Below are 23,269 nucleotides of genomic sequence, written 5' to 3' on the forward strand. Positions count from 1 at the left end.
GACACTTTTGAGGGGTTTTTATGATGATCATAATATTAGTATAACGTTCTATAAATAAGTTGTTTGTATTTGTAATTATTGGACTATATTTTCACCAAAATTTCATAACACATTGTTAATGGTTAGCTTTTTGTAACAAAAAAGCATAATTTAGACCCATCTTTTAACTTTACAATTATTTATAGATACATGAGTCATATAAAACCTCTTAAATTATCTGCTTTTGCATTACTTGTTTTAGCAGGTTGCAGTGCAAGTATGCAGGCACAAAAATCAGCGCCAAAACAACCAGTTGTTGCTCCTTTGGCAGTGGTAAAAAAAGCACCAGTTAGTGAAAATGAATTAAAAAGATGGAGTCATTTAGATTTAGTAAAAGATTCTATTCCGGGAATGAGTGTTGACAGAGCCTTAACTGAATTACTGCAAGGTAAAAAAGGGCAGAAAGTGATTGTAGGTATTGTAGATTCTGGTGTAGACATCGAACACGAAGATCTTCAGGGAATGATCTGGACGAATACTAAAGAAATTCCAGGAAACGGAATTGACGACGATAAAAATGGTTTTATCGATGATGTTCATGGATGGAATTTCCTTGGAAATGCTGTTAATGAAAACCTGGAAATGACCCGTATCGTTAAAAAAGGTGATGATGGTTCGGCAGAATACAAAGAGGCTTTGGCACAATATACTGAAAAGTATGAGGAAGCTTTAAAAGATAAAGAACAAGTAGATTTCTTATTAGAGGTTCACAATACCATCAAAAAGGAATTAAATAAATCAGATTATAAAATAGAAGATTTAAGTAAAATTACTTCGACAGATCCAAAAGTAGCAAGAAGTAAAGCTGTAATGACTCAGATTTTTACTAATGCAGGGCCAACTTTTGATCCGGAAGCTGATTTTGGAGAATACAAAGAACAGGTTTACGATCAGTTAAACTATAATTTAAATAAAGAGTTTGACGGTAGAAAAATCGTAGGTGATAATCCGGAAGATATTAAAGATAATCATTACGGAAACAATATCGTTTTTGGTCCGGACAAAGAAAAGGCGCTTCACGGAACTCACGTTGCCGGAATTATTGCTCAAATTAGAGGAAATAATTTAGGAGGAGACGGAGTAGCTTCACCAAATGTTGAGATTTTAACGGTTAGAGCGGTGCCAGACGGAGACGAATATGATAAAGACATTGCTTTGGCAATTCGTTATGCAGTAGATAATGGAGCAAAAGTAATTAACGGAAGTTTCGGAAAAAGCTTTTCTCCGCACAAACAATGGGTTTACGATGCTATTAAATATGCAGCTAAAAAAGATGTCTTAATTGTTCATGCTGCAGGAAATGATGGATATAATATTGATGAAACAAAAAACATCAATTATCCAAACGACTCTGAAGACAACGTAAAAGAGTTTGCAGATAATGTCATTACAATTGGTGCAATTAATAAAGAATACGGAGAAAATGTTATCGCAGGATTCTCAAACTTTGGAAAAATCAACGTAGACGTTTTTGCTCCGGGTGAAGAAATTTATGCAACAGTTCCAAACAACAAATACAAATATTTACAAGGAACATCAATGGCGTCTCCAAATGCGGCAGGTGTTGCAGCTTTGATTCGTTCTTACTATCCAAAATTAAAAGCTTCTCAGGTTAAGAAGATTTTAATGGATTCCGGAGTGGCACTTCCTGCAAAAGTTGTTTTAGGTAAAAGTGAAAATCCGGGAGAAAAACCAGCAGCGGTTTCTTCTGTAGAATCATCAAAAACAGCAAAGATGGTAAATGCTTACAATGCTTTATTAATGGCAGAGAAAATGTCTAAAAAATAAACATAAATACACTATTAATTTAATGGAAGAGTTCGCGCTCTTCCATTTTCTATTACATACAAACATGCGAAAAATTATTTTACTTTCTTTTCTAAGCTTTGGCTTAAACGCAGCTTTTGCTCAAAGTACTTCCTATTGGCAGCAACATGCCGATTATAAAATGGAGGTTTCAATGGATGTAAAAAACTATCAGTACAAAGGGAAACAAGAATTGGTTTACACCAACAATTCTCCTGATACGCTGAAAAAAGTATTCTATCATTTATATCCAAATGCTTTTCAGCCGGGAAGTGAAATGGACGCTCGTCTTCATTTCATTAAAGATCCTGACGGAAGAATGGTGAATAAAACAAAAGACGCCAACGGAAAAGACATTAAACAAAGTAGAATAGAGACTTTAAAGCCAAATGAAATTGGTTTCTTAAAAATCGCAAACTTCAAACAAGATGGTGCTGTTGCTCAAACGAGAGTTTCTGGAACTATCTTGGAAGTGACTTTGGCTAAACCAATTTTACCAAATTCTAAAACTACTTTCACTTTAGATTTTGACGGACAAGTTCCGGTTCAGATTCGTCGTTCGGGAAGAAATAATTCTGAGGGAATCGAACTTTCAATGTCACAATGGTATCCAAAATTAGCCGAATTTGATTTCGAAGGATGGCACGCAGATCCATATATTGCGAGAGAATTTCACGGAGTTTGGGGTAATTTTGACGTAAAAATTACAATCGACAAAGAATATACAATTGGTGGTTCAGGATATTTACAAGATAAAAATGCAATTGGGCATGGCTATGAAGATGCTGGTGTAACGGTTGTTTATCCTAAAAAAGCAAAAACACTTACCTGGCATTTTATCGCACCAAATGTTCACGATTTTACCTGGGCAGCAGACAAAGATTATGCGCATGATATCGTAAAAGGACCAAACGATGTCGATTTGCATTTCTTTTACAAAAACACACCAAAAGTAGCTGAAAACTGGAAACAGCTTGAGCCTTTAATGGTAAAAGTTATGGATTATTACAACAATAGAGTAGGTCAATATCCGTACAAACAATACTCATTTATTCAAGGTGGTGATGGCGGAATGGAGTATGCAATGTGTACTTTAATGTTAGGAAACGGAACTCTTGAGGGAATTCTGGGAACTGCAACACACGAATTAGGACACTCTTGGTTCCAGCATATTTTAGCTTCAAACGAATCAAAACACCCTTGGATGGATGAAGGTTTTACAACTTACATCGAAGACAGTGCTTTGAACGAATTAAAAGGAGATAAAAAAGAAGTAAATCCGTTTAAAGGAAATTACAATGCCTATTACAATTTAGTAAATTCTGGTAAAGAGCAGCCACAAACTACTCACGGAGATCGTTATGATGAAAACCGTCCTTACAGTATTTCGTCTTATGTAAAAGGAAGTATTTTCCTTTCGCAACTGGAATATGTAATCGGAAAAGAAAATGTAGATGCAACTTTGAAAAGATATTTCAATGATTTCAAATTCAAACATCCAACTCCAAATGATATCAAAAGAACAGCCGAAAGAGTTTCCGGAGCTGAGTTAGACTGGTATTTAACAGATTGGGCACAGACAACCAATACAATTGATTATGGTATTAAAGACGTTGCTGACAATGCAGGAAAAACAACCATTTCTTTAGAAAGAATAGGAAGAATGCCAATGCCAATCGACCTAAAAGTGGATTATACAGACGGAACTTCTGAAACATTCTACATTCCGTTAAGAATGATGAATTTCATTAAACCAAATCCAAACCCGAATCAAAAAAGAACTGTTTTAGAAGACTGGGCTTGGGCACAGCAAAACTATAATTTTACAATTGATAAAAACAAAACAGCAATCAAAAAAATCACTATCGATCCAAGCGGATTAATGGCTGATGTAAAACAAGCAAATAATGTTTTTGAAGTGAAGTAATCTTTAAACAAGAATAAAAAAAGTCCCGTTTATTAATTAAACGGGATTTTTTAGTTTCAGGAGCATCACAAAAGGCATTTTAATTTACATGGTTCCCGCTCTCGGCTATATCTCGCTGTTGCCCGACGTCGGGCCAGCAAGGATACCGCCTCCATCGGGGCTAGATACAAACAATTGGCTTTTTTTAAAGATTTATTATAAAAACGTTTACTTTTTTAGTAGAAGATTAATTGCCTCCAGCTTTAGCTGGAGGAAGAAGATTTGAAAGGCAAAGGGCTTTAGCCAAACCACGACAGTTTTGGCTAAAGCCCTTTGCTTGAATTCATTTTACATCCAGCTAAAGCTGGACGCTATTCAATCTTTTTATAAAATTAAATGGTTTTATTGATTTAACTCAAATGCTCAATCATATCTTTGGTCATCGATTCCAAATCAAATTTATGATTCCACCCCCAGTCTTCCCTTGCTGAAGAATCATCAATACTAGCCGGCCAGCTGTCCGCAATTTTTTGACGGAAATCTGGATTGTAAGTGATTTCAAATTCTGGAATATGTTTTTTGATTTCGGCAGCAATTTCAGTTGGGGTAAAACTCATCGCAGCTAAATTGTATGAAGAATGTATTTTGATTTCTTCAACCGGCGCTTTCATGATGTTGATTGTTGCATCGATTGCATCATCCATATACATCATTGGCATTTTAGTTTCAGAAGATAAAAAGCATTCGTATTTTTTATCGGCAATAGCCTTATAAAAAATATCAACAGCATAATCTGTTGTTCCACCGCCTGGAGGAGTCGACCAGCTGATTAACCCTGGATAACGAATACTGCGAACATCTACACCGTATATATTATGATAGTATTCGCACCATCTTTCTCCTGCTTGTTTACTAATGCCGTAAACAGTAGAAGGTTCCATTACGGTATATTGAGGTGTGTTTTCTTTTGGAGTTGTTGGCCCAAAAACAGCGATACTGGATGGCCAGAAAATCTTCTGAATCTTTTTAGCTTTTGCTAAATTTAAAACATGAAAAAGAGAATTCATATTTAAATCCCAGGCAAAAGCAGGATTTTTTTCGGCTGTTGCCGATAAAAGAGCTGCCATCAAATAAACATCGGTAATTTGATGTACTTCTACCAAATGTTCAATCTGGTTAAAATCTAAAGCATTGACAACTTCAAAAGGCCCTGAATTAACAACATCAGTATTTAATTTTCGAATATCAGAAGCGATAACATTTTCGGTTCCGTATAATTTACGCAGTTTTTGCGTCAGTTCTGTTCCAATCTGACCGCAGGCACCAATGATCAATATTTTAGGATTCATTTTCGATGATTTTTAGAGAGACAAATATAACGTTTTCGCAATTACTAACACTTTTTAGAATCATAAATTATAGATTCGATAATTAAAAAGTTTGTTTGTTGGATAATTCTCTTTACAAGAGTGTGTCTTTGTGTCTTTTTATTTTCTACAAAATGGGGCATTTTTTAGCGGAATAAAACGAAAAAAATCTTGATATTTCATCTAATTGAAGACAAAAAAATAACGATGATTTATAGAATCTTTAGCAAAAAACAGAATTCGTAATTGTAAATTTACTTTGTAACTTTGCACCCTAACATTTTATGAAATGAAATATAGAATAGCGCTGTTTTTACTTTTGATTTTTGTACTGCAATCTTGTCAAAATGAGAATGAAAAGCGTCTTGCTGAAAATGCAAAAGAAGCTAAGAAAAAAGAAAAAATCTTTAATAATATTAATAAGGGCTGGACTTTTATAGATGAACCCATCAATGAGGTTTCGGAAGAGAATATAAAAAACTGGGCAGAATGGCGCGATTTCTTAAAAGAAATAGGAGACAAACCTAGAAAAACGATCGGCGCATTTCAGAAAAAATCGGCAGCTATTTCTAAAAAGGCAATGGCTTTGAACAATAATATTCCAACTCAGTTCAATCAGCCTCAAATTAAAAGCCGTATTTCAATTTTAATTACTAAAATAAAAATGCTGGATTTGTTTATTCATTTAAACACTATTCCAGATGATAAAGTTGTTTTTCTGATTCAGGAAATCAATAAAGAACTGATTTCATTGGAAAGACAAATGGATAAAATTGTCGAAAAAGCCAAAATACCAAAAGAACAGGGAGAAGAGGATTTTCTTAGGATGTTAGACACAACGCGCGCGATTCCAAATTCGAGTGCTCCTCAGGTTCCAATACAACCAACAGATCAAAACGCACCAAGAGTTGAGTAAAAACGCCTTATATACCATATACGATAATCTGCCAAAAGCACAGCAGATTGCCTCTAATTTACTAGAAGGAAATCAGATCAAAATGAATCTTAATGGTTTATTAGGATCTGCGGTTTCGTTTATAATCCGTTCTGTTTTTAAGAAAACGGAACTGCCTTTTTTAGTTATTTTAGACAATAAAGAAGAAGCAGCCTATTATCTGAACGATTTGGAACAAATGATCGGAGAGCAGGATGTTTTGTTTTATCCGGCATCCTTCCGTCGTCCTTATCAGGTCGATGAAACAGACAACGCGAATGTTTTGCTTCGTGCTGAGGTTTTAAACCGAATCAATTCCCGAAAAAAACCAGCCGTAATTGTTACCTATCCCGAAGCACTTTTTGAGAAAGTGGTAACACGCCAGCAGTTAGATAAAAACACTTTAAAGGTAGCTTTAAATGACAAAATTTCGATCGATTTTATCAACGAAGTTTTATTTGAATACGAATTTAAAAGAGTTGATTTTATCACAGAACCGGGGGAATTTTCGGTTCGTGGTGGAATTGTCGATGTCTTTTCTTTTTCAAACGATCATCCGTACCGAATTGAGTTTTTTGGAAATGAAGTAGACAGCATCAGAAGCTTTGATGTAGAAACGCAGTTATCTGTCGAAACGCACAAAAAAATTACCATTATTCCGAATGTTGAAAACAAGGTATTTCAAGAAAACCGTGAAAGTTTCTTAGATTATATTGCTGAAAAAACAGTTCTTTTTATCCAAAATACAGACGGGCTTTTCAGTCAGTTAGATAAACAATTTGCTAGGGCAGAAGAAGCTTTTGAGAAACTATCAAAAGAAATAAAACACGCAACGCCGGAACAATTATTCCTGAATCAGGCGGCGTTTATTAAACGAGCTTTGGATTTTTCGATTGTAGAACTGGCTTCAAAACCCATTTTTAAAACGACAAAAAAATACGATTTTCATATTCAGCCTCAGCCATCTTTCAATAAACAATTTGATTTACTGCTGAACAATCTGAGCGATAATCATTTTAACGGATATAAAAATTATTTGTTCTGTTCTAATGAAACACAGGCGAAACGTTTTCATGATATTTTTGAATCGTTGGACGAAGCCAATTCAGAGAATATCCGTAAACAATACAATACCGTTGTATTACCTTTATACCAAGGTTTTATTGACGAAGAAAATCAGATAACGGCTTATACTGATCATCAGATTTTTGAGCGTTATCATAGATTCAATATCAAAAACGGTTATTCTAAAAAACAGAATATTACGCTTAAAGAATTGACTGCACTTTCTGTGGGCGATTACGTAACGCATATCGATCACGGAATCGGGAAATTTGGTGGATTGCAGAAAATTCAGGTCGAGGGCAAAACGCAGGAAGCCATTAAATTGGTTTATGCTGATAATGATATTGTGTATGTGAGCATTCACTCGCTTCATAAAATATCCAAATACAACGGAAAAGACGGTGCGCCGCCAAAAATCTATAAATTAGGTTCGAATGCCTGGAAGGTTTTAAAACAAAAAACCAAAGCGCGTGTTAAACATATTGCATTCAATTTGATTCAGTTGTATGCGAAGCGACGTTTAGAAAAAGGTTTTCAGTTTGCGCCTGACAGTTATCTTCAAAACGAATTGGAAAGTTCGTTTATCTACGAAGATACGCCGGACCAAATGAAATCGACTGCAGAGGTAAAAGCCGATATGGAAAGCGATCGCCCAATGGACCGTTTGGTTTGTGGTGATGTTGGTTTCGGAAAAACAGAAGTTGCGATTCGTGCTGCTTTCAAAGCCGTTGATAATAGTAAACAAGTAGCAGTTTTAGTTCCAACTACGATTTTGGCGTATCAGCATTTTAGAACTTTTTCGGAACGTTTGAAAGATATGCCTGTTTCAATAGGTTACTTAAACCGATTTAGGACAGCAAAACAAAAAACACAAACTTTAAAAGATTTAGCAGAAGGAAAACTCGATATTATAATTGGTACACATCAGTTGGTAAACAAAAACGTTGTTTTCAAAGATTTAGGTTTATTGATTGTAGATGAGGAACAAAAATTCGGTGTAAACGTAAAAGATAAACTGAAAACTATTGCAGCCAATGTTGATACCTTGACATTAACCGCAACGCCAATTCCGAGAACGCTTCAGTTTTCATTAATGGCGGCAAGAGATTTATCTGTAATTACAACGCCTCCGCCAAATCGTTATCCAATTGAAACCAATGTGGTTGGTTTTAATGAAGAAATTATCCGTGATGCGATTTCGTATGAAATTCAAAGAAATGGACAAGTTTTCTTTATCAATAACCGAATTGAAAATATCAAGGAAATTGCCGGAATGATTCAGCGTTTGGTTCCAAATGCAAGGGTTGGAGTTGGTCACGGACAAATGGACGGCGCCAAATTAGAGGAGTTGATGTTAGGTTTTATGAACGGAGATTTTGATGTTTTAGTAGCAACCACAATTATCGAAAGCGGACTTGACGTTCCAAACGCCAACACGATTTTCATCAACAATGCCAATAATTTCGGATTATCAGATTTGCATCAAATGCGTGGTCGGGTAGGGCGAAGCAACAAAAAAGCATTCTGTTACTTCATTTGTCCGCCATATTCCTCTATGACTGAAGACGCCAGAAAACGTATTCAGGCATTGGAACAATTCAGTGAATTGGGAAGCGGTTTCAATATTGCAATGAAAGATCTTGAAATTCGCGGTGCAGGAGATTTATTGGGTGGAGAGCAAAGCGGTTTCATTAATGAAATTGGTTTTGATACCTACCAAAAAATCATGAATGAAGCGATTGAAGAATTGAAGGAAAACGAATTCAAAGATTTATATCCGGAAGAAAATAATATCGATACCAAAGAATATGTAAAAGATATTCAGATTGATGCTGATTTTGAGTTATTATTCCCGGATGAATATATCAATAACGTTTCAGAACGTTTGATTTTATACAACGAATTAAGTACAATAAAAGACGAAGCAGGTTTAAAAGAATTCGAAAGAAAATTGGTAGACCGTTTCGGACCGTTGCCAAAACCTGCAGTTGCACTTTTAAATAGTATCAGAATAAAATGGATTGCTACGAAAGTGGGAATCGAAAAATTAGTTCTGAAACAAGGAAAAATGATTGGTTATTTCGTCTCAGACCAACAATCTGATTATTACCAATCCATCAAATTTAGGAACGTTTTAAATTTCGTTCAAAAGCAAAGTTCACTTTGTAAAATGAAAGAAAAACAAACCGTTAACGGATTACGTTTGTTATTGACTTTTGAAAATGTGAAGTCAATAAAACGTGCTCTGGAGTTGATGGAGTTGTTTGAGGAGTAAAAGTTGCCACGAATTACACTAATTTGCACTAATTATAATTTTAAGCTTGGAAAAAATTTGTGGAAATTAGTGTATTTCGTGGCAAACAAAATAAAAAAATTAAGCTTTCTTTATCTTTTATTTAAGAAAATTCTTAGAACTAAAAAGTTTTCTTTGATTCAAATTTTCAAAGACAACTTTATATGCAGAATCAACTCATTATTCTATTTTTATTTTTAGGATTAACTACAATCTTCGCTCAGGAAAAAGGAAAAATTGTTTTAAATGATTCCTTAAAATCAGAAACTATTGATCCTCTTCGTCCGTCGAAAGCGGCTTTTTATTCGGCAATTTTGCCAGGATTAGGTCAGGTTTACAATAAGAAATACTGGAAAGTACCTTTAGTTTACGGAGCAATTGGTACCAGTACGTATTTGTATATTGACAATCAGAAGAAATACCATTTGTATCGGGACGAATACAAAAACAGACTGGAAGGCCTTCCAAGTAAAAATCCAAGTCTGGCTGAATTAGACGAAAATCGATTACTCAGAATTCAAAAAGGATATCAAAGAAATAGGGATTTGTCTTCATTATTTATGGTTGGTTTTTATATCCTAAATATTATTGATGCGAATATTGATGCAGCCTTATCTCAATTTAATGTGGATGAAAATCTGGCATTTAAACCTGCTGTTATCAAAAACGATATCACATTAAAGAATGATTTTGGACTTGCTCTGAATTATTCGTTTTAAGTTTTTTTCCGCCACGAATTCACGAATGATTTAAATTATAATTCGTGAATTCGTAGCGGAATAACTTAGTAATTTATAATTTTTTCAATCCCTTTAATTCTAAAGGAGGATGCTTTTTGTCTTTGGCTACATCAAAAAAAGCTTCTCCATCCAAATAAACCTGACGATTTTCGCCAGCAATAAATTTTACAGGATATTTCAAAGTAGTTCCGGAATTTAAATGAACCATAGTCCCGTCAGATAATTCTAAACGAAATTTTTTGCCGTACGGAATTTTAAGCGTGTTGTAAACTAATTTATCAGAATTGGTTTCTTTTTCATAAACCAATTTATCACCGTTTTGATTTCCTATGACATTTCCATTTTTATCCTGAACCTGAACTTTACCATTTTCAGAAATAATCTGTACCGTTCCGTCTTCCATTTGTAAAACAATATCAGTGCTTTTAAAATCGAAAGGAACTTCAGCTGGTTTAAGGAAAACTTGTTTATAGGCAAAGCCAATACCAAGCAGTACTAAAAATGACGCAGCAATAGAAATGTACTTTCTGCGATTCGATTTCTTAGGTTGCAGTTCGATTACAGTTTCTTGTTCTTTAGCAGTGGACAGAATACTATCAAAAATAGAATCCGCTTTTTGAGCTTCCATTTTTGGCATTTCGTTTAGAAGTTTTTGCACCTCTTCTACAGTCGGAAAATCGTCTGTCAATTTGTTTTCACGGCAGTACATTGATTGAGAATAAACTTTTGTAAAAGCGTTTTTATTTCAGAATTTGAATTCATTAAAGAATGTTTTTTAGGTTCTGTGTTTAGATAATACAGTTGAATGGAAGTGGAGTACTACTCAAACGTTATAAATTTTTAAATTTTAGCATTTGAGAAGTTTTATGATGTTGATTTTTAGTGTTTTTAAAAATAGTATTTCTTTGAGAAATAGTAATTAAATGCAATTTTGCCCTCCTGAGAAACGAAGGATTACACAAGAAATTCCTCAACTTGAATATAAAAATGATTTTTTGGGCGAGACAGCATTAGGGAAAGGGGCCAATTATCTTTGTCTTTATTCGCCCCTTTCCCTAATGCTGTCGGGCTGTCCGCGCTACTTCGGTAGCTTGCTCCCATCCCTCTCGCGGGCAAACGGACTTAATTACAATTCTGTTTTTTCATTTTTACAAAACAGGAATCGAACCTGCAATTGTAAAAAAAAAATAGTCACAGATTAAAGAATTTCCACAGATTGAAATCCATTTAATCTTTTTAATCTGTGGCTAAAAAAAATCAAATTATAATCAAAAAAAAAATCACTCCGAAGAGTGATTTTAATGGTCATTATTGTGGTTTTGGTTAGATAATTTCATCGTGAAGTTGAAAAAAACCGCGCATCGATTCGAGCGCTTTACTCATTTGATTCCGGACTGTATTTATCGATATTCCGAGTTCATTACTTATTTCTTCATAGCTCATTCCTTTTTTCCGTGACATCTTAAAAATCTGCCGTCGCTTAGGAGGGAGTTATTTTATAGCCTGTTTTTGGAGTTTTTTGCAATCGGCTTCGCGAATGGCGTAATCTCCGTATTCATGTGTTTTCTGACTTTCGTAGAAAACGGCTTCTTTCAATATAATTTCGTTTGCGGCTTTGTTCAAAACATTAAAAGCCTGATTTCTGGCAATGGTAAAAATATAAGCCTTAAACGACTGTTCTATATTTAAACTTGCGGTTGAGCCGGACTTTCATAAAAACATTCTGTACATTCTCTTCTGCTGCCTCTTTTGATTTTAGAAGAACCATAAATATCCTGGTGGTATAAATCAAAAGTTGGCGAAAAGCTTTTTCGTTTCCATTTCTGAGTTCACTTACAATAATTTTTCACTATGGTTGGCCGCTTCTAACAATTTAATTTGCGTTTATTTAATTCCAGTGGTATTAAACTATCAAATGCGAAGTCTGATGTCTGACTTCTTCGCAAATATATAAAAATATTATTCGCAACAAATTATATACAAAAAAACTTAATTCGGATTTTTTGTTAGTTTTTTAAAGAAAGATATAAAATGTGGTGCAAAGTGGCTTTCTTACAAGTAAGTGTCATATTGACGCTTTTCGGAAATAAAATTTATTTAAGAATTTGACTTTTGAGAATATTCTTATCTGAGAAGAATGAAATTTGAGTTGTAGATACTGTTTTTTACTCAAAAAAAATCCTTTTATCTCTTAGAAAAAGATAAAAGGATTATATGAAAAGGAATCAATAAATGATTCGAATTTGTATTCTGAATTAGTTTTTCAAGTCTTTAATTACTTTAAAAGCAACATCAACCTGATCTTCCCCAACAAGAATTGTAAACTCGTTTGAAGTCGAAATTACTTCATTAATAATAATTCCTTCCCAAGCCAAACGCTGGAAAATGAAGTAATAAATACCAGGAACTACAATGTTTTCTTTTGGTAATTTTACCGTAATCGAAGCTAAATTATCTAGTTTCTGAATTAGCTTTTCTCTCATAAAGTGTTTCTCAACTAAGTGATTAACACTACTACTGACAACGATATTGGTTTCGTTTACACCACGGGATGAGGTATAAAAAATATCAGATAAAGCATTAATATCAGAAATTAAATCTGCCTGTTTGTTTAGAACAGTTTCAGAAGCGGCAAAAGTGTAATCTGTAAGTTCAGAACGAACCGTAATCTCGCCAATATTTTTGATTACTTTATTGATTTTGTGGTTCAGTTTAAAATCCAGTTCTTCTGTAAGTCGTTTTAAAGACATTACAACAGCGCCTTGTTTTACTTCTTTGCCAAACTCACTTTCCAGTTCGGTCATAATATTTCGCGAAAGTGAAGTCAGGTTGATAATTCCGAGTGAGAGGGCATTTAATAAAAATGGTTTTGTTTTAATGTAGTTTTCTACAATAGAAGAAACAGTTTTCATAATCTTTTTTTTTTTTTTTTTTTTGTATTCGGTTGGTTGTTAATTTAACATTGCGATGTTATAAATCTCTGCAAATATAAATAAAAAAAACAAATTGTTACAATTATAACAATAAAAAATTATGTTAAAAGTGATAAAAAGCGTCGGTAAGATGTTCAATTGCAAATGATTCCCCATTTTTATGGATCGCAATGATGTCAAAACGGACTTCTAAATCTTCAGTAAAATCCTTTTCCCTATCGTTTATGTAGGCATTTACTGCTTTAATAAGTAATTGAATTTTTTTGGACTTTACAAAATCCTGTGGAGAACCAAAATCCAAACTCGAACGTGTTTTAACTTCTACAATTGCTAAAACTGCATCTTTTTGAGCTATTATATCTATTTCGGCTTTCTGGATAACAAAGTTTCGCTCCAAAATCGAATAGCCATTTTCTTCAAGATACGCTGCTGCAAGATCTTCTCCTAATTTTCCCAGTTCATTGTGTTTTGCCATAGGTTTTGTTGTTTCAAGTTTCAGGTTTCAGGTTTTCTGTATGTAAAAAAGCAAAGCCGCAAAGTGTTGTTAAACTTTGCGGCTTTGCGTCTCTGCGAGATTTTTATGTGGTATTTAAGCCTTTTAGAAAAAAAAATGTTAAAAACTATTTTTTAAACGTTAATGTACTTCCTGTTGCAGTTACTTCCATTGTAACGATATTTCCCATAACCAGAGCCCTGTTGTCTCTAATATGTCCTGCCGGGAAATTGAAAATTACCGGAATGTTATATTTTTTGGTTACATCGTCAATAATTTCCAGTGCATTTTTACCCCAAGGAACTTCATTGTCTTTCATACTGGTCATTCCTCCAATAATAATTCCTTTTAGGTTTTCGATGCATCCATTTCGTCTTAAATTCATCATCATACGGTCGATATGATACAGATATTCATCCAAATCTTCGATAAATAAAATTTTATCTCTACAGTCAATCGCAGAAGGAGAACCTAATAAACTGTATAAAATAGATAAATTACCTCCTACTAATTCTCCGGTTGCACGCCCCAAACGATTCATAGGAGTTGGACTAATAGAATACGAAATAGGTTCGCCAAACAAACTTGCTTTTAAGGAACTCACAGCATCTGGAGTTGCTCTTGGAACTGTTACAGGCATAATTCCGTGAATAGATTTGTAGCCCATCGTATTTAAATGGTTGTGCATAACCGTAACGTCGCTGAAACCAATAATCCATTTTGGATGCTGTTTGAATTTGGTAAAATCCAGCAAATCTAACATTCTAACCGTTCCATATCCTCCTCGAACGCACCAGATCGCTTTAATATTTGGATTGTCCATTTGTTTTTGAAAATCGGCAGCTCTTTGTTCATCTGTTCCTGCTAATTGATGATAATCTAAACCAATTGTGCTTCCAATTACGGCTTCTAAACCCCAGCTGTGCAATAAATCTATAGTTGGTTTTAAGTTATCGTCGATATTTTTTCTGGCTGTTGCTAAAAGTGCTACAGTATCTCCTTTTTGTAAATAGGGTGGTGTTATCATGTTTTGTTGAGATTGACAAGTGAATGACTGAAAAGCAAAAATAAGAAATGCGACTTTATAAAGGTTAAAGTGTTTTTTGAAGTAGTGAAAGCTTTTTCTGTTCATTTTTCTTTTTGCTTAAAATTATAAATTATTTTAATTCCGGTTTTAATAAAACGGAGCACATCCATGTTTAGTTTCTAATTCTTTTAAAATTACAATTAATCCTTCATCTGCTTTTTCAGATTGTATGTTGGCAAAAAGAATAAAAGCTTTGTTTGTGGCTTTACAAATATACACTTTGGTTAAAAATGTTCCGGGATTTCCGTTATGAAATGAATATTGTTGCTCATTATTTTTGCTAAGTTCTGAATACCAGCCAAACGAAAATTCCGGCAGACCCAAATGCATATAATTAAATTCTTCTTCGGTAAACAATTTTGATTTTCCTTGTAAGCCCTGAAGCTGCATTTGGATAAATTTACAAAAGTCAGGTAAGTTTGCATTGATATTTCCGGCTGACGAAAGCCAGTTTAATTTATAATTTAAAGCTGGTTTTTCGGGAATCAGATTTTCGTCGTGACCCCAGGTTTGGTTTTTGTTTTTTAAATTCGGCTGACCAAATTCAAAGTCAATATTCAGATTTTTTCCTAATTCCTGTATTAAGGTTTCGTATGTTTTTCCAGTCGCTTTTTCAAGCATTAATCCGGCTGCTACGTAACTAGGATTAGAACCATAAACATCTTGTTTTTCTGAAATAGAAGAAGTTTTTGCGAAAAACCATTTCATAAACTCGTAACGTTGTTCAGGGTTTGTTCCTTTTATTTCTTTTTGGGTTGGAGTTTTATTTCCATATGACCAAGTTGGCATATGCGCTCTAAACGTTATAAAATCTCTTAAAGTGAAATTGTAATAATTGGAATTGCTTCCAGCTTTTAATTCTGGGTATAAATCAAAAAATTTAGTTTCCCATTTTAGTTTTCCCTCTTTAACCAAAACTGCAACTAAATAGGCTGTAACGGTTTTAGTAATAGAACCTAGTCTGAATCGATCTGATAATTCGGCCTTTAAGTTACTATTGATTTTTTTATATCCTAAAGCATTTATTTCTAAAATAGAATCAGAAGAAACTATGGCGTATGCTATTTCTGGAATATTATACTTTACTCTAATACTGTCGACAAATTGGCTGTTTTTCTGAGAATAACAAAGTGTGTTGTAGTTTAAGAATAGTATAAATATCGAAAGGATTTTTTTCATTTTCTAAATGGCAAATTGAGCCAGCAAGTTACATGAGAATTTGAATATAAAAAAAGGAAGTGCAAAATAAATATTTAGAAAATTCTTACAAATAAATCAATTTTTTATACATTAGATTTTTATTTAAGTAGAACTATGCGCCTTACAACTTTAATTTTTGGTTTTTTTATTTTTTTTAGTAATTGTTCAAATTCGCAACCTAAAAAATACAAAATACATACCGTTGCATTTTACAATTTTGAAAATTTATATGACATTGTAGATGATGATTTTACAAATGATGATGAATGGACTCCAAATGGCACACAGCATTGGACAAAACAAAAATATGAGCAAAAGTTGAAAAACTTAGCAAGAGTAATTTCTGAAATTGGAACACCAGAAAATTCAAATGCCCCAGTTTTATTAGGTTGTGCTGAAGTAGAAAATAGAGATGTTTTAGAAGATTTAATCAAAGAACCAAAATTACAGCAATTCGATTTCGGAATCATTCATTTTGATTCACCCGATAAACGCGGTATCGATGTAGCATTGCTTTATCAGAAAAAGTACTTTCGTCCAACTTCTTTTTCTAATATTCCATTAATCATTTACAAAAAGAATAGTATCAAAAAAGAAGAACAATCGGAAATTGAAGATGATGAACTTGAAATTAAAAAAGAAAACAACAACCGTGTTTTTACTCGAGATCAGCTTTTGGTTTCGGGTTTTTTAGAAAACGAAGAAATACATATTATTGTCAATCATTGGCCGTCCCGATCGGGTGGAGAAAAAGTCACGACCTCGTTTAGGGAAGCAGCAGGAAAACTAAACCGAAAAATTATCGATTCTTTACAGCAGATAAATCCGCAAGCAAAAGTAATGACCTTGGGAGATTTTAACGACGGACCGATTAATACCAGTATAAAAACAGCTTTGGGAGCAAAAGGGAAAAAAGCTGAAGTTTCAGAATTTGGTGTTTTTAATCCGTTTGAAGAATTGGTGAATAAAGGGTTGGGAACAATCGCCTTTAGGGATTCCTGGAATATTTTCGATCAAATTATCATGACAGAATCTCTAATAAAATCGGATTTTACAACTTTTACTTTTTGGAAAGCAGGGATTTTTACTAAACCTTATCTTATTCAAAATTCGGGACAGTATAAAGGTTATCCGTTGCGAAATACATTAACAGAAGCAGGTTTTAGTGATCATTTTCCGGTTTATATATATATGATAAAAGAAATTGGACAGTAGAGACGCACCGCAGTGCGTCTAACTTTTTTTTGAAATGAAATTAGAAACCTAAAGACGCACTGCAGTGCGTCTCTACAAATTCACTACCTTAGCTTTTCACAATTTAGAATTAAAAAAATGGCTATAGCAAAACCTTTCAACTTAACTAAATGGATTGACGAAAACCGTCATTTATTAAAACCGCCAGTTGGAAATAAAAATCTTTACGTAGATTCTGGTGATTATATCGTAATGATTGTGGCGGGACCAAATGCAAGAAAAGATTATCATTATAACGAAACCGAAGAACTTTTTTATCAATTAGAAGGCAGTATAAAAGTAGTAATTCAGGAAGATGGTGAGCGAAAGGAAATGGAATTAAATGCAGGCGATATGTACTTGCATCCAGCAAAAGTGCCACATTCTCCTGTTCGTTCAGCAGGTTCTATCGGATTGGTAATTGAACGTAAACGTGCCGGACAAGGTTTTACCGATGGCTTACTTTGGCATTGTGACAATTGCAATCACAAACTTTATGAAGTATATTTTGAACTGCACAATATAGAGAAAGATTTCTTACCTCATTTTGAGCATTTTTACAATTCAGAAGAATTGAGAACGTGTGATAACTGCGGCACTGTAATGGAAACTGATCCGAGATTTGTGGCTAAGAAATAAATTAAATTTAATTTTAGATATCAAACCCGACAGGTTTTTAAAACCTGTTGGGTTTAATTTTTTACGCTCAATATGAATTTTACAATCATTTTTGATGTATTTTTGTATTGTAAATGATCTATAAACATATCAAAAATGATACAAGAGATAATCGCATATAAAAATATTGTCGATAATATTGAGAATTTAATGAACAAATCACCCTTTAAAAAAAGTTATATTATTGAACAAGTTGGTATTCCAAGTCCAACGTTCTATCGTAAATTAAAGACTCAGACGTTTTCTGCAGATGAAATGCTTTCAATCGCTAAAATTCTTTCTCCAGAAGAAAATTTCAGATTAGAATTAAAACAGGAAATCGAACAAGGCAAACGTGATCTAGAAAATGGATATTTTATTACTCATGAGGCAATGCTTGCAGAATTGAGAAGTAAAAAACTGATATAGATTTATAAATCATAAGAATTCAAAGGTGGTTTTTGGCGATTATTCCAAAAAGCAATCAATTTTATTTGATTTTCTTTTATTTCATAATACAAAGTGATATTTTTTGAGATTACTATTTCTCGGCATTGTAAATCATCCCTGTATTTTCCTACTTGAGGATTTTTTTCTAATAATTTATTTACTCTTAATACATCAAGAATAAATTTTTCTGCTATTAATGGTGACCAGTATAATTCTAGATAATTTCGAATAGAGTAAAAGTTATATTTTGCTTTTTTTGACCAAACAATTTTCATTTTTCAAAAAATTTATTCAGCTAAATCATAAAAGATAACTTACAAAATTTGTTTCTACAACACAAACTTTTTCCCTTGTTCAGGATAAATAATCTTCAATCCTAAATCGTTTTGATTTTTTAACTGCTCTTTAATTTTGGCAATATTTTTTGCAGGAGGCTTTAAATGTGTAATAATGATTTTGAAGTTCTCCAAAGAATCTTTTCCTGCCAAATCTTCTAAAATATGAAGCTCAGTCATTAAATGAGTTGGAGTCAAATGCCCGAATAAAAATTTATCAGGCTGTTCGTTAGGAAAAGAAACTTCGATAAAAATACCTTTCAATTTTTTGTTTTGAACTAAAGGAGCAATTGCTGTCCATAATGTTTTTAATTTATCGCTTTTTTCGATTGCATCTGGGCCGGTGTCGCCTAAATACAAAACATATTCATTCTCGTTTTTAACTAAAAAAGCAGTGCTTTCAAATGGATTTACGTGGCTTAACGGAAAAGCCTTAACTGTCATTTTAGTATTTGAAATTGGAGTTTCTTCGCCAATATTTAGAGTTTGAAAGTGATATTTTTTTAATGGAAAACCAGGCCCTTTGTCTCCGAAATTTGCCCAGGTCTGATCGTTGAAATAATGATTTTCGATCATTTTCATACATTTTTCTGTTGCATAAACAGTTTTAGAAGAATCAGCGGGAGAGTTAATGATTAAACCGGAAACGTGATCTAAATGAGCATGCGAAATGAAATATCCTTTAATATACTTCTTTAAAACTTCGTTTGTCGAAACTTTAAATACTTTGTTTTCAATTGCCTTTTCGATTCCAGCATTTATCGTTCCAGCATCGAGACAGATATAATCGTTTGTATTAACTGGAGCAAGCAAATAAGCTGATAGATTTTTTTCATCAATACCGCCTTTTATTCCTAAAGGAACTATCTGAAAAGTAGATTTTTCTTTTTGAGAAAAAACATTCATAGAAATTAAAAGTAAGCAAATGAAAAGCCGGTTAAAAAGGAACATTGTTTTTATTTTAAGTACTGCAAATTTCATCAAATAAAATCAATTAATAAGGCTACATTTCTGTTAATACTATCAAATAACCTTAAATTTACGTCTATTTATAAATTAACTTCAGTCGGAAATTAATTCTAAAATAATATCTTTACATTTAAATATAACAATTTTAACTAAAAAAGTTACAATGACAACAATAGCATCGCAATTTGGAATGAAGGAAGCTCTGGAAAAATTGGGCATTAAAACGATAAATGAAGGAACATCAACAGGAACAAATAATTTTTCATCGGGAGAAATTTTGGAAAGCTATTCACCAGTTGACGGAAAATTAATTGCTTCAGTAAAAATGTCAACTGCACAGGATTACGAAAAAGTAATTCAGACGGCTGCAGAAGCTTTTAAAACGTTTAGATTAATTCCTGCGCCGCAGCGTGGTGAAATTGTACGTCAGTTTGGAGAAAAATTGAGACAAAATAAAGAAGCGCTTGGTAAATTGGTTTCCTATGAAATGGGAAAATCATTGCAAGAAGGTTTCGGAGAAGTTCAGGAAATGATTGATATCTGCGATTTTGCTGTTGGTTTATCTCGTCAGCTTCATGGATTAACCATGCATTCTGAAAGACCTGGACACAGAATGTATGAACAATATCATCCGCTGGGAATTGTCGGAATCATTTCGGCGTTTAATTTCCCAGTTGCAGTTTGGTCGTGGAATACGGCGCTGGCATGGATTTCCGGAGATGTTTGTGTTTGGAAGCCTTCAGAAAAAACACCTCTTTGCGGTATTGCATGTCAAAATATAATCGCTCAGGTAATCAAAGAAAATAATTTACCGGAAGGAATTTCCTGTTTGATAAACGGAGATTATAAAATAGGCGAATTAATGACAACAGATACTCGCATTCCGCTTGTTTCTGCAACGGGTTCGACTAGAATGGGGAAAATTGTGGCTCAAAAAGTGGCCGGAAGATTAGGGAAATCATTGTTAGAATTAGGAGGAAACAATGCGATTATTGTAACACCGGATGCTGATATTAAAATGACGGTTATCGGAGCTGTTTTTGGGGCAGTTGGAACAGCAGGACAGCGTTGTACATCAACACGAAGATTAATTATTCACGAAAGTATTTACGATAAAGTTAAAGATGCTATAGTTGCTGCTTACAAACAATTACGAATTGGAAATCCGCTTGACGAAAACAATCATGTTGGACCACTTATTGATGTTCACGCTGTAGAAATGTATGCATCAGCCTTAAATAAAGTAGTTGCTGAAGGCGGAAAAATTCTGGTTGAAGGGGGAGTACTTTCCGGAGAAGGTTATGAAAGTGGCTGTTACGTAAAACCAGCAATTGCTGAAGCAGAAAATTCATTTGAAATTGTGCAGCACGAAACTTTTGCTCCGGTTTTATATTTGCTTAAATATTCTGGAGAAGTGGATAATGCAATCGAAATTCAGAATGGAGTAGCGCAGGGATTATCTTCAGCAATTATGACGAATAATTTAAGAGAAGCCGAAAGATTTTTATCTGTAACTGGTTCTGATTGCGGTATTGCCAATGTAAATATTGGAACATCCGGAGCTGAAATTGGCGGTGCTTTTGGCGGTGAAAAAGAAACCGGAGGCGGACGTGAGTCAGGTTCTGATGCCTGGAAAATCTACATGAGACGTCAGACGAATACAATCAATTATACAACGAATCTTCCGTTAGCGCAGGGAATTAAATTTGACTTGTAATAAAAGAAGTTAAGAAATCAACAAAACCGCTTTTTTCAATATTTGAGAAAAGCGGTTTTTTAATGTCAAAATTTGTAGTATTTTTATTTTAATTTGTATTCGCCTTTATTTTTCAAAACATCATTTATTGATGTCTAATTTATAAGAAACTAAAATGACTTTGATTTTTTTGGCCGGACTTACTCCTTTTGGATATGCATTTATTGGACTACTCTTTTTGTCATTCTTTTTAGCATGGCTTTGGCTAAAATCATCAAATAAATCTAAAAAACCAGGTTGTTTGTCAATAGGATTTGGAGGAATTCTTATTTGGTTTGTTTTAATGTTTCCTGCATCTTTTACCTTTTCAATTATTGAAAGTGGAAACAATATTGCCAAAATTGGAGTAGCGTCTTTTTGGATTTTAGTTCTGGCTCTGGTTATCTATTTTTGTTTGGCAAAAAACACCTCTAATGTAAAAAAAATCATTTTTGCATTTTTTAGATATTTGTTTTTTCTAATCGTCCTTGGTTTGTTTTTAGTTTTATTTTTTGGGATGGCTTTTTATGTTTATCAAAGGCTTTTTACAACAGAAAAAAGTGGAGACCCGGTTTGGGCAGCTTTTTTATGTATCTTTTTTATTGCAGCACTTATTTTGGCAGGATTTGGTCTTTTAAGCAGAAATAAAGAAGAGAAGAAAAAAGAAAAAACAACATTTTATAATTTGAACGATGCCAAGTTAAAGCCGGAACTAGTTATAGAATTAGACTTGTCCAAAACAAAATTAACGGTATTTCCTGAAGAGATTCTGCATTTTAAAAATTTAAAATTTTTGATCTTAAGTAATAATGAACTTACCGATATTCCAAATGAAATCAATAAATTACAAAAACTTATAGGTTTGGATTTAAGTCATAATCCGATTTCGGATTTAGAAAAAAGCAGGATTAGAAAATTACTTTCTAAAGAAGTCGAAATTGTTTTTTAAGCCTTTAAAATTATAATTATTTGCCCTTTTTAATATGAATGATTTTTTAGAATTTTTAACTCAAAATAGAGTAGATGTGGCTGAACTTGTTTTTCTAATGCTTTTTAGTTTAGGAATTGCCTTATTTCAGACTTTAGTCTTTTCGGGACTTTTTAATTTAAAATTTCCCAATTGGCTGTTTTTTGTTTTATCGCCTGCAATTGTTGGAATTAGTTATCTATTTGACGCTTCTTTTCCTTTGGCGGCTGTGTTGCTATTATTTATTTCTCTTTTCTTTTTTGCAATTATCGGGATGATTTATGCGGGAGTTCAAAGTAGTAAAGCGGATAAAATAGAGCGAGAAAAGTTTAATAAAAAGCATAATATTCCTAAAACAACTCTAGGGCAAAAATTTCTGGGAATTTTGATTATAGCGGGTATTTTTGGAACTTTTATTTTATTGGCCGAAACCGAAAATCTAAAACTTCTTTTTTTAATTATTCCAGGTTTTATTATTCTAAAGAATATCTTTTTTCCCAGCAATAAAAGCAAATTTATGCGTCTGCAATCCATTCTTCCCACTTCAAAAATGGATTCAATTGCAATGGGAATGGTAGAAGTTGAAGGAGATCTTGAAGAAATTGAACCCATTATTTCTCCTTATTTTAATAAACCCTGCATTGGATATTATTATAAAATAGAAAAGGAAAGCAAACCTGATGATGATGGCAGAACGACCTATTCGACTATTTTTAGTGAAGTTAAAACGGGTAAATTCAGAATTAAAGACGAAACGGGTTCTGTTACTGTTGATGGAGAAGGAATGGAATACTTTTTTGATAGAGTTGACAATCAGCAGGGAGGAAAAACCAGATATTCTGAAACTTATTTGAAGAATAACGATTATATGTTTCTTGTGGGCTATGCCGCTTCGGATAATGGGAAAACAATAATACAAAAAGGAAATCCGGATAATGTATTTGGAATTGCAGTTCCAAGAAGTATTTCATTTAGAAATAAATACAAACCGTTGTTAGATTCCTTTTTAATAACCTTATTTTTTATTTCGCTTCTAATTATTTATATCATTCTAAACTAA

21 protein-coding genes are annotated in these 23,269 nt (G+C 33.3%); 11 read left to right on the forward strand and 10 right to left on the reverse strand.

The genetic code is table 11. From position 1 onward, the window contains the following. Positions 1–189: 189 nt before the first annotated feature. Both HYN56_RS06105 and HYN56_RS06110 read left to right on the forward strand, forming a co-directional pair. Positions 190–1,827, forward strand: a complete 1,638-nt coding sequence (locus HYN56_RS06105; RefSeq protein ID WP_109191364.1) for a S8 family peptidase — start codon at positions 190–192, stop codon at positions 1,825–1,827. A gap of 64 nt (positions 1,828–1,891) precedes the next feature. Continuing rightward, the gene (locus HYN56_RS06110) at positions 1,892–3,772 is read left to right on the forward strand and encodes a M1 family metallopeptidase (protein ID WP_109191365.1); all 1,881 of its coding nucleotides are present in this window, start codon (positions 1,892–1,894) and stop codon (positions 3,770–3,772) included. Between the two features lie 389 nt (positions 3,773–4,161). Here HYN56_RS06110 and HYN56_RS06115 read toward each other — a convergent pair whose 3' ends face one another. After that, positions 4,162–5,100, reverse strand: coding sequence for an L-threonine 3-dehydrogenase (locus HYN56_RS06115; protein WP_109191366.1), 939 nt, complete (start codon positions 5,098–5,100; stop codon positions 4,162–4,164). Between the two features lie 307 nt (positions 5,101–5,407). On the opposite strand from HYN56_RS06115, the gene HYN56_RS06120 reads away from it, so the two are divergent. The 3 genes from HYN56_RS06120 (at position 5,408) to HYN56_RS06130 (ending at position 10,129) form a co-directional block, all read left to right on the forward strand. After that, positions 5,408–6,034, forward strand: coding sequence for a hypothetical protein (locus tag HYN56_RS06120; protein ID WP_109191367.1), 627 nt, complete (start codon positions 5,408–5,410; stop codon positions 6,032–6,034). Beyond that, positions 6,027–9,392 carry a transcription-repair coupling factor gene (gene mfd, locus HYN56_RS06125; RefSeq protein WP_109191368.1) on the forward strand — a complete coding sequence of 1,122 codons (3,366 nt, stop codon included), beginning with the start codon at positions 6,027–6,029 and terminating at the stop codon, positions 9,390–9,392. The genes HYN56_RS06120 and mfd overlap by 8 nt, the downstream gene beginning before the upstream one ends. Before the next feature lie 182 nt (positions 9,393–9,574). Then, entirely contained in the window at positions 9,575–10,129 is a 555-nt protein-coding gene (locus HYN56_RS06130; protein ID WP_109191369.1) for a DUF5683 domain-containing protein, read from the forward strand. Between the two features lie 73 nt (positions 10,130–10,202). On the opposite strand, the gene HYN56_RS06135 is transcribed toward HYN56_RS06130, so the two are convergent. From HYN56_RS06135 to HYN56_RS06160, 7 genes are all read right to left on the reverse strand, one after another. Beyond that, positions 10,203–10,859, reverse strand: coding sequence for a FecR domain-containing protein (locus tag HYN56_RS06135; protein WP_109191370.1), 657 nt, complete (start codon positions 10,857–10,859; stop codon positions 10,203–10,205). A gap of 614 nt (positions 10,860–11,473) precedes the next feature. Further along, the gene (locus HYN56_RS25290) at positions 11,474–11,611 is read right to left on the reverse strand and encodes a sigma factor-like helix-turn-helix DNA-binding protein (RefSeq protein WP_109191371.1); all 138 of its coding nucleotides are present in this window, start codon (positions 11,609–11,611) and stop codon (positions 11,474–11,476) included. Positions 11,612–11,641: 30 nt separating this feature from the next. Further along, entirely contained in the window at positions 11,642–11,773 is a 132-nt protein-coding gene (locus HYN56_RS25230) for a hypothetical protein (RefSeq protein WP_262510128.1), read from the reverse strand. A gap of 632 nt (positions 11,774–12,405) precedes the next feature. After that, the gene (locus tag HYN56_RS06145; protein WP_008466087.1) at positions 12,406–13,062 is read right to left on the reverse strand and encodes a hypothetical protein; all 657 of its coding nucleotides are present in this window, start codon (positions 13,060–13,062) and stop codon (positions 12,406–12,408) included. A gap of 124 nt (positions 13,063–13,186) precedes the next feature. Continuing rightward, entirely contained in the window at positions 13,187–13,558 is a 372-nt protein-coding gene (locus tag HYN56_RS06150; RefSeq protein WP_109191372.1) for a YraN family protein, read from the reverse strand. A 145-nt stretch (positions 13,559–13,703) separates the two neighbouring features. Continuing rightward, a complete protein-coding gene (locus tag HYN56_RS06155; RefSeq protein ID WP_109191373.1) occupies positions 13,704–14,603 on the reverse strand; it encodes a S66 peptidase family protein in 900 nt (299 codons plus the stop codon). A 147-nt stretch (positions 14,604–14,750) separates the two neighbouring features. Continuing rightward, a complete protein-coding gene (locus HYN56_RS06160) occupies positions 14,751–15,842 on the reverse strand; it encodes a serine hydrolase domain-containing protein (RefSeq protein ID WP_109191374.1) in 1,092 nt (363 codons plus the stop codon). A 135-nt stretch (positions 15,843–15,977) separates the two neighbouring features. Here HYN56_RS06160 and HYN56_RS06165 point away from each other — a divergent pair, with 135 nt between their 5' ends. From HYN56_RS06165 to HYN56_RS06175, 3 genes are all read left to right on the forward strand, one after another. Continuing rightward, a complete protein-coding gene (locus HYN56_RS06165) occupies positions 15,978–17,078 on the forward strand; it encodes an endonuclease/exonuclease/phosphatase family protein (protein WP_109191375.1) in 1,101 nt (366 codons plus the stop codon). Positions 17,079–17,195: 117 nt separating this feature from the next. Then, on the forward strand, positions 17,196–17,735 hold the full coding sequence (locus HYN56_RS06170) for a 3-hydroxyanthranilate 3,4-dioxygenase (protein ID WP_109191376.1): 540 nt from the start codon (positions 17,196–17,198) through the stop codon (positions 17,733–17,735). Positions 17,736–17,870: 135 nt separating this feature from the next. Continuing rightward, positions 17,871–18,182, forward strand: coding sequence for a hypothetical protein (locus HYN56_RS06175; protein WP_109191377.1), 312 nt, complete (start codon positions 17,871–17,873; stop codon positions 18,180–18,182). A 2-nt stretch (positions 18,183–18,184) separates the two neighbouring features. On the opposite strand, the gene HYN56_RS06180 is transcribed toward HYN56_RS06175, so the two are convergent. Both HYN56_RS06180 and HYN56_RS06185 read right to left on the reverse strand, forming a co-directional pair. After that, positions 18,185–18,478: a type II toxin-antitoxin system RelE/ParE family toxin gene (locus tag HYN56_RS06180; RefSeq protein WP_109191378.1), complete on the reverse strand. Its 294-nt coding sequence runs from the start codon at positions 18,476–18,478 to the stop codon at positions 18,185–18,187. Positions 18,479–18,532: 54 nt separating this feature from the next. After that, positions 18,533–19,444: an MBL fold metallo-hydrolase gene (locus HYN56_RS06185; protein ID WP_394336261.1), complete on the reverse strand. Its 912-nt coding sequence runs from the start codon at positions 19,442–19,444 to the stop codon at positions 18,533–18,535. Positions 19,445–19,670: 226 nt separating this feature from the next. Here HYN56_RS06185 and amaB point away from each other — a divergent pair, with 226 nt between their 5' ends. The 3 genes from amaB to HYN56_RS06200 all read left to right on the forward strand — a co-directional run bounded on the left by amaB (position 19,671) and on the right by HYN56_RS06200 (position 23,269). Next, on the forward strand, positions 19,671–21,224 hold the full coding sequence (amaB, locus tag HYN56_RS06190; RefSeq protein WP_109191380.1) for an L-piperidine-6-carboxylate dehydrogenase: 1,554 nt from the start codon (positions 19,671–19,673) through the stop codon (positions 21,222–21,224). A gap of 154 nt (positions 21,225–21,378) precedes the next feature. After that, positions 21,379–22,191: a leucine-rich repeat domain-containing protein gene (locus tag HYN56_RS25150; protein ID WP_205727648.1), complete on the forward strand. Its 813-nt coding sequence runs from the start codon at positions 21,379–21,381 to the stop codon at positions 22,189–22,191. 34 nt (positions 22,192–22,225) lie between these two features. Next, complete coding sequence (locus tag HYN56_RS06200; protein WP_109191381.1) at positions 22,226–23,269, forward strand: hypothetical protein; 1,044 nt, start codon at positions 22,226–22,228, stop codon at positions 23,267–23,269.

It is taken from the genome of Flavobacterium crocinum, assembly GCF_003122385.1.
GTDB classification, from domain to species: Bacteria; Bacteroidota; Bacteroidia; order Flavobacteriales; family Flavobacteriaceae; genus Flavobacterium; species Flavobacterium crocinum.

Coding starts and splice junctions, on each gene's coding strand:
- HYN56_RS06105 (WP_109191364.1), top strand. CDS start 190: ATGAGTCATATAAAACCTCTTAAATTATCTGCTTTTGCATTACTTGTT.
- HYN56_RS06110 (WP_109191365.1), top strand. CDS start 1,892: ATGCGAAAAATTATTTTACTTTCTTTTCTAAGCTTTGGCTTAAACGCA.
- HYN56_RS06115 (WP_109191366.1), bottom strand. CDS start 5,100: ATGAATCCTAAAATATTGATCATTGGTGCCTGCGGTCAGATTGGAACA.
- HYN56_RS06120 (WP_109191367.1), top strand. CDS start 5,408: ATGAAATATAGAATAGCGCTGTTTTTACTTTTGATTTTTGTACTGCAA.
- HYN56_RS06130 (WP_109191369.1), top strand. CDS start 9,575: ATGCAGAATCAACTCATTATTCTATTTTTATTTTTAGGATTAACTACA.
- HYN56_RS06135 (WP_109191370.1), bottom strand. CDS start 10,859: ATGTACTGCCGTGAAAACAAATTGACAGACGATTTTCCGACTGTAGAA.
- HYN56_RS25290 (WP_109191371.1), bottom strand. CDS start 11,611: ATGTCACGGAAAAAAGGAATGAGCTATGAAGAAATAAGTAATGAACTC.
- HYN56_RS06145 (WP_008466087.1), bottom strand. CDS start 13,062: ATGAAAACTGTTTCTTCTATTGTAGAAAACTACATTAAAACAAAACCA.
- HYN56_RS06150 (WP_109191372.1), bottom strand. CDS start 13,558: ATGGCAAAACACAATGAACTGGGAAAATTAGGAGAAGATCTTGCAGCA.
- HYN56_RS06155 (WP_109191373.1), bottom strand. CDS start 14,603: ATGATAACACCACCCTATTTACAAAAAGGAGATACTGTAGCACTTTTA.
- HYN56_RS06160 (WP_109191374.1), bottom strand. CDS start 15,842: ATGAAAAAAATCCTTTCGATATTTATACTATTCTTAAACTACAACACA.
- HYN56_RS06165 (WP_109191375.1), top strand. CDS start 15,978: ATGCGCCTTACAACTTTAATTTTTGGTTTTTTTATTTTTTTTAGTAAT.
- HYN56_RS06170 (WP_109191376.1), top strand. CDS start 17,196: ATGGCTATAGCAAAACCTTTCAACTTAACTAAATGGATTGACGAAAAC.
- HYN56_RS06175 (WP_109191377.1), top strand. CDS start 17,871: ATGATACAAGAGATAATCGCATATAAAAATATTGTCGATAATATTGAG.
- HYN56_RS06180 (WP_109191378.1), bottom strand. CDS start 18,478: ATGAAAATTGTTTGGTCAAAAAAAGCAAAATATAACTTTTACTCTATT.
- HYN56_RS06185 (WP_394336261.1), bottom strand. CDS start 19,444: ATGAATGTTTTTTCTCAAAAAGAAAAATCTACTTTTCAGATAGTTCCT.
- amaB (WP_109191380.1), top strand. CDS start 19,671: ATGACAACAATAGCATCGCAATTTGGAATGAAGGAAGCTCTGGAAAAA.
- HYN56_RS25150 (WP_205727648.1), top strand. CDS start 21,379: ATGACTTTGATTTTTTTGGCCGGACTTACTCCTTTTGGATATGCATTT.
- HYN56_RS06200 (WP_109191381.1), top strand. CDS start 22,226: ATGAATGATTTTTTAGAATTTTTAACTCAAAATAGAGTAGATGTGGCT.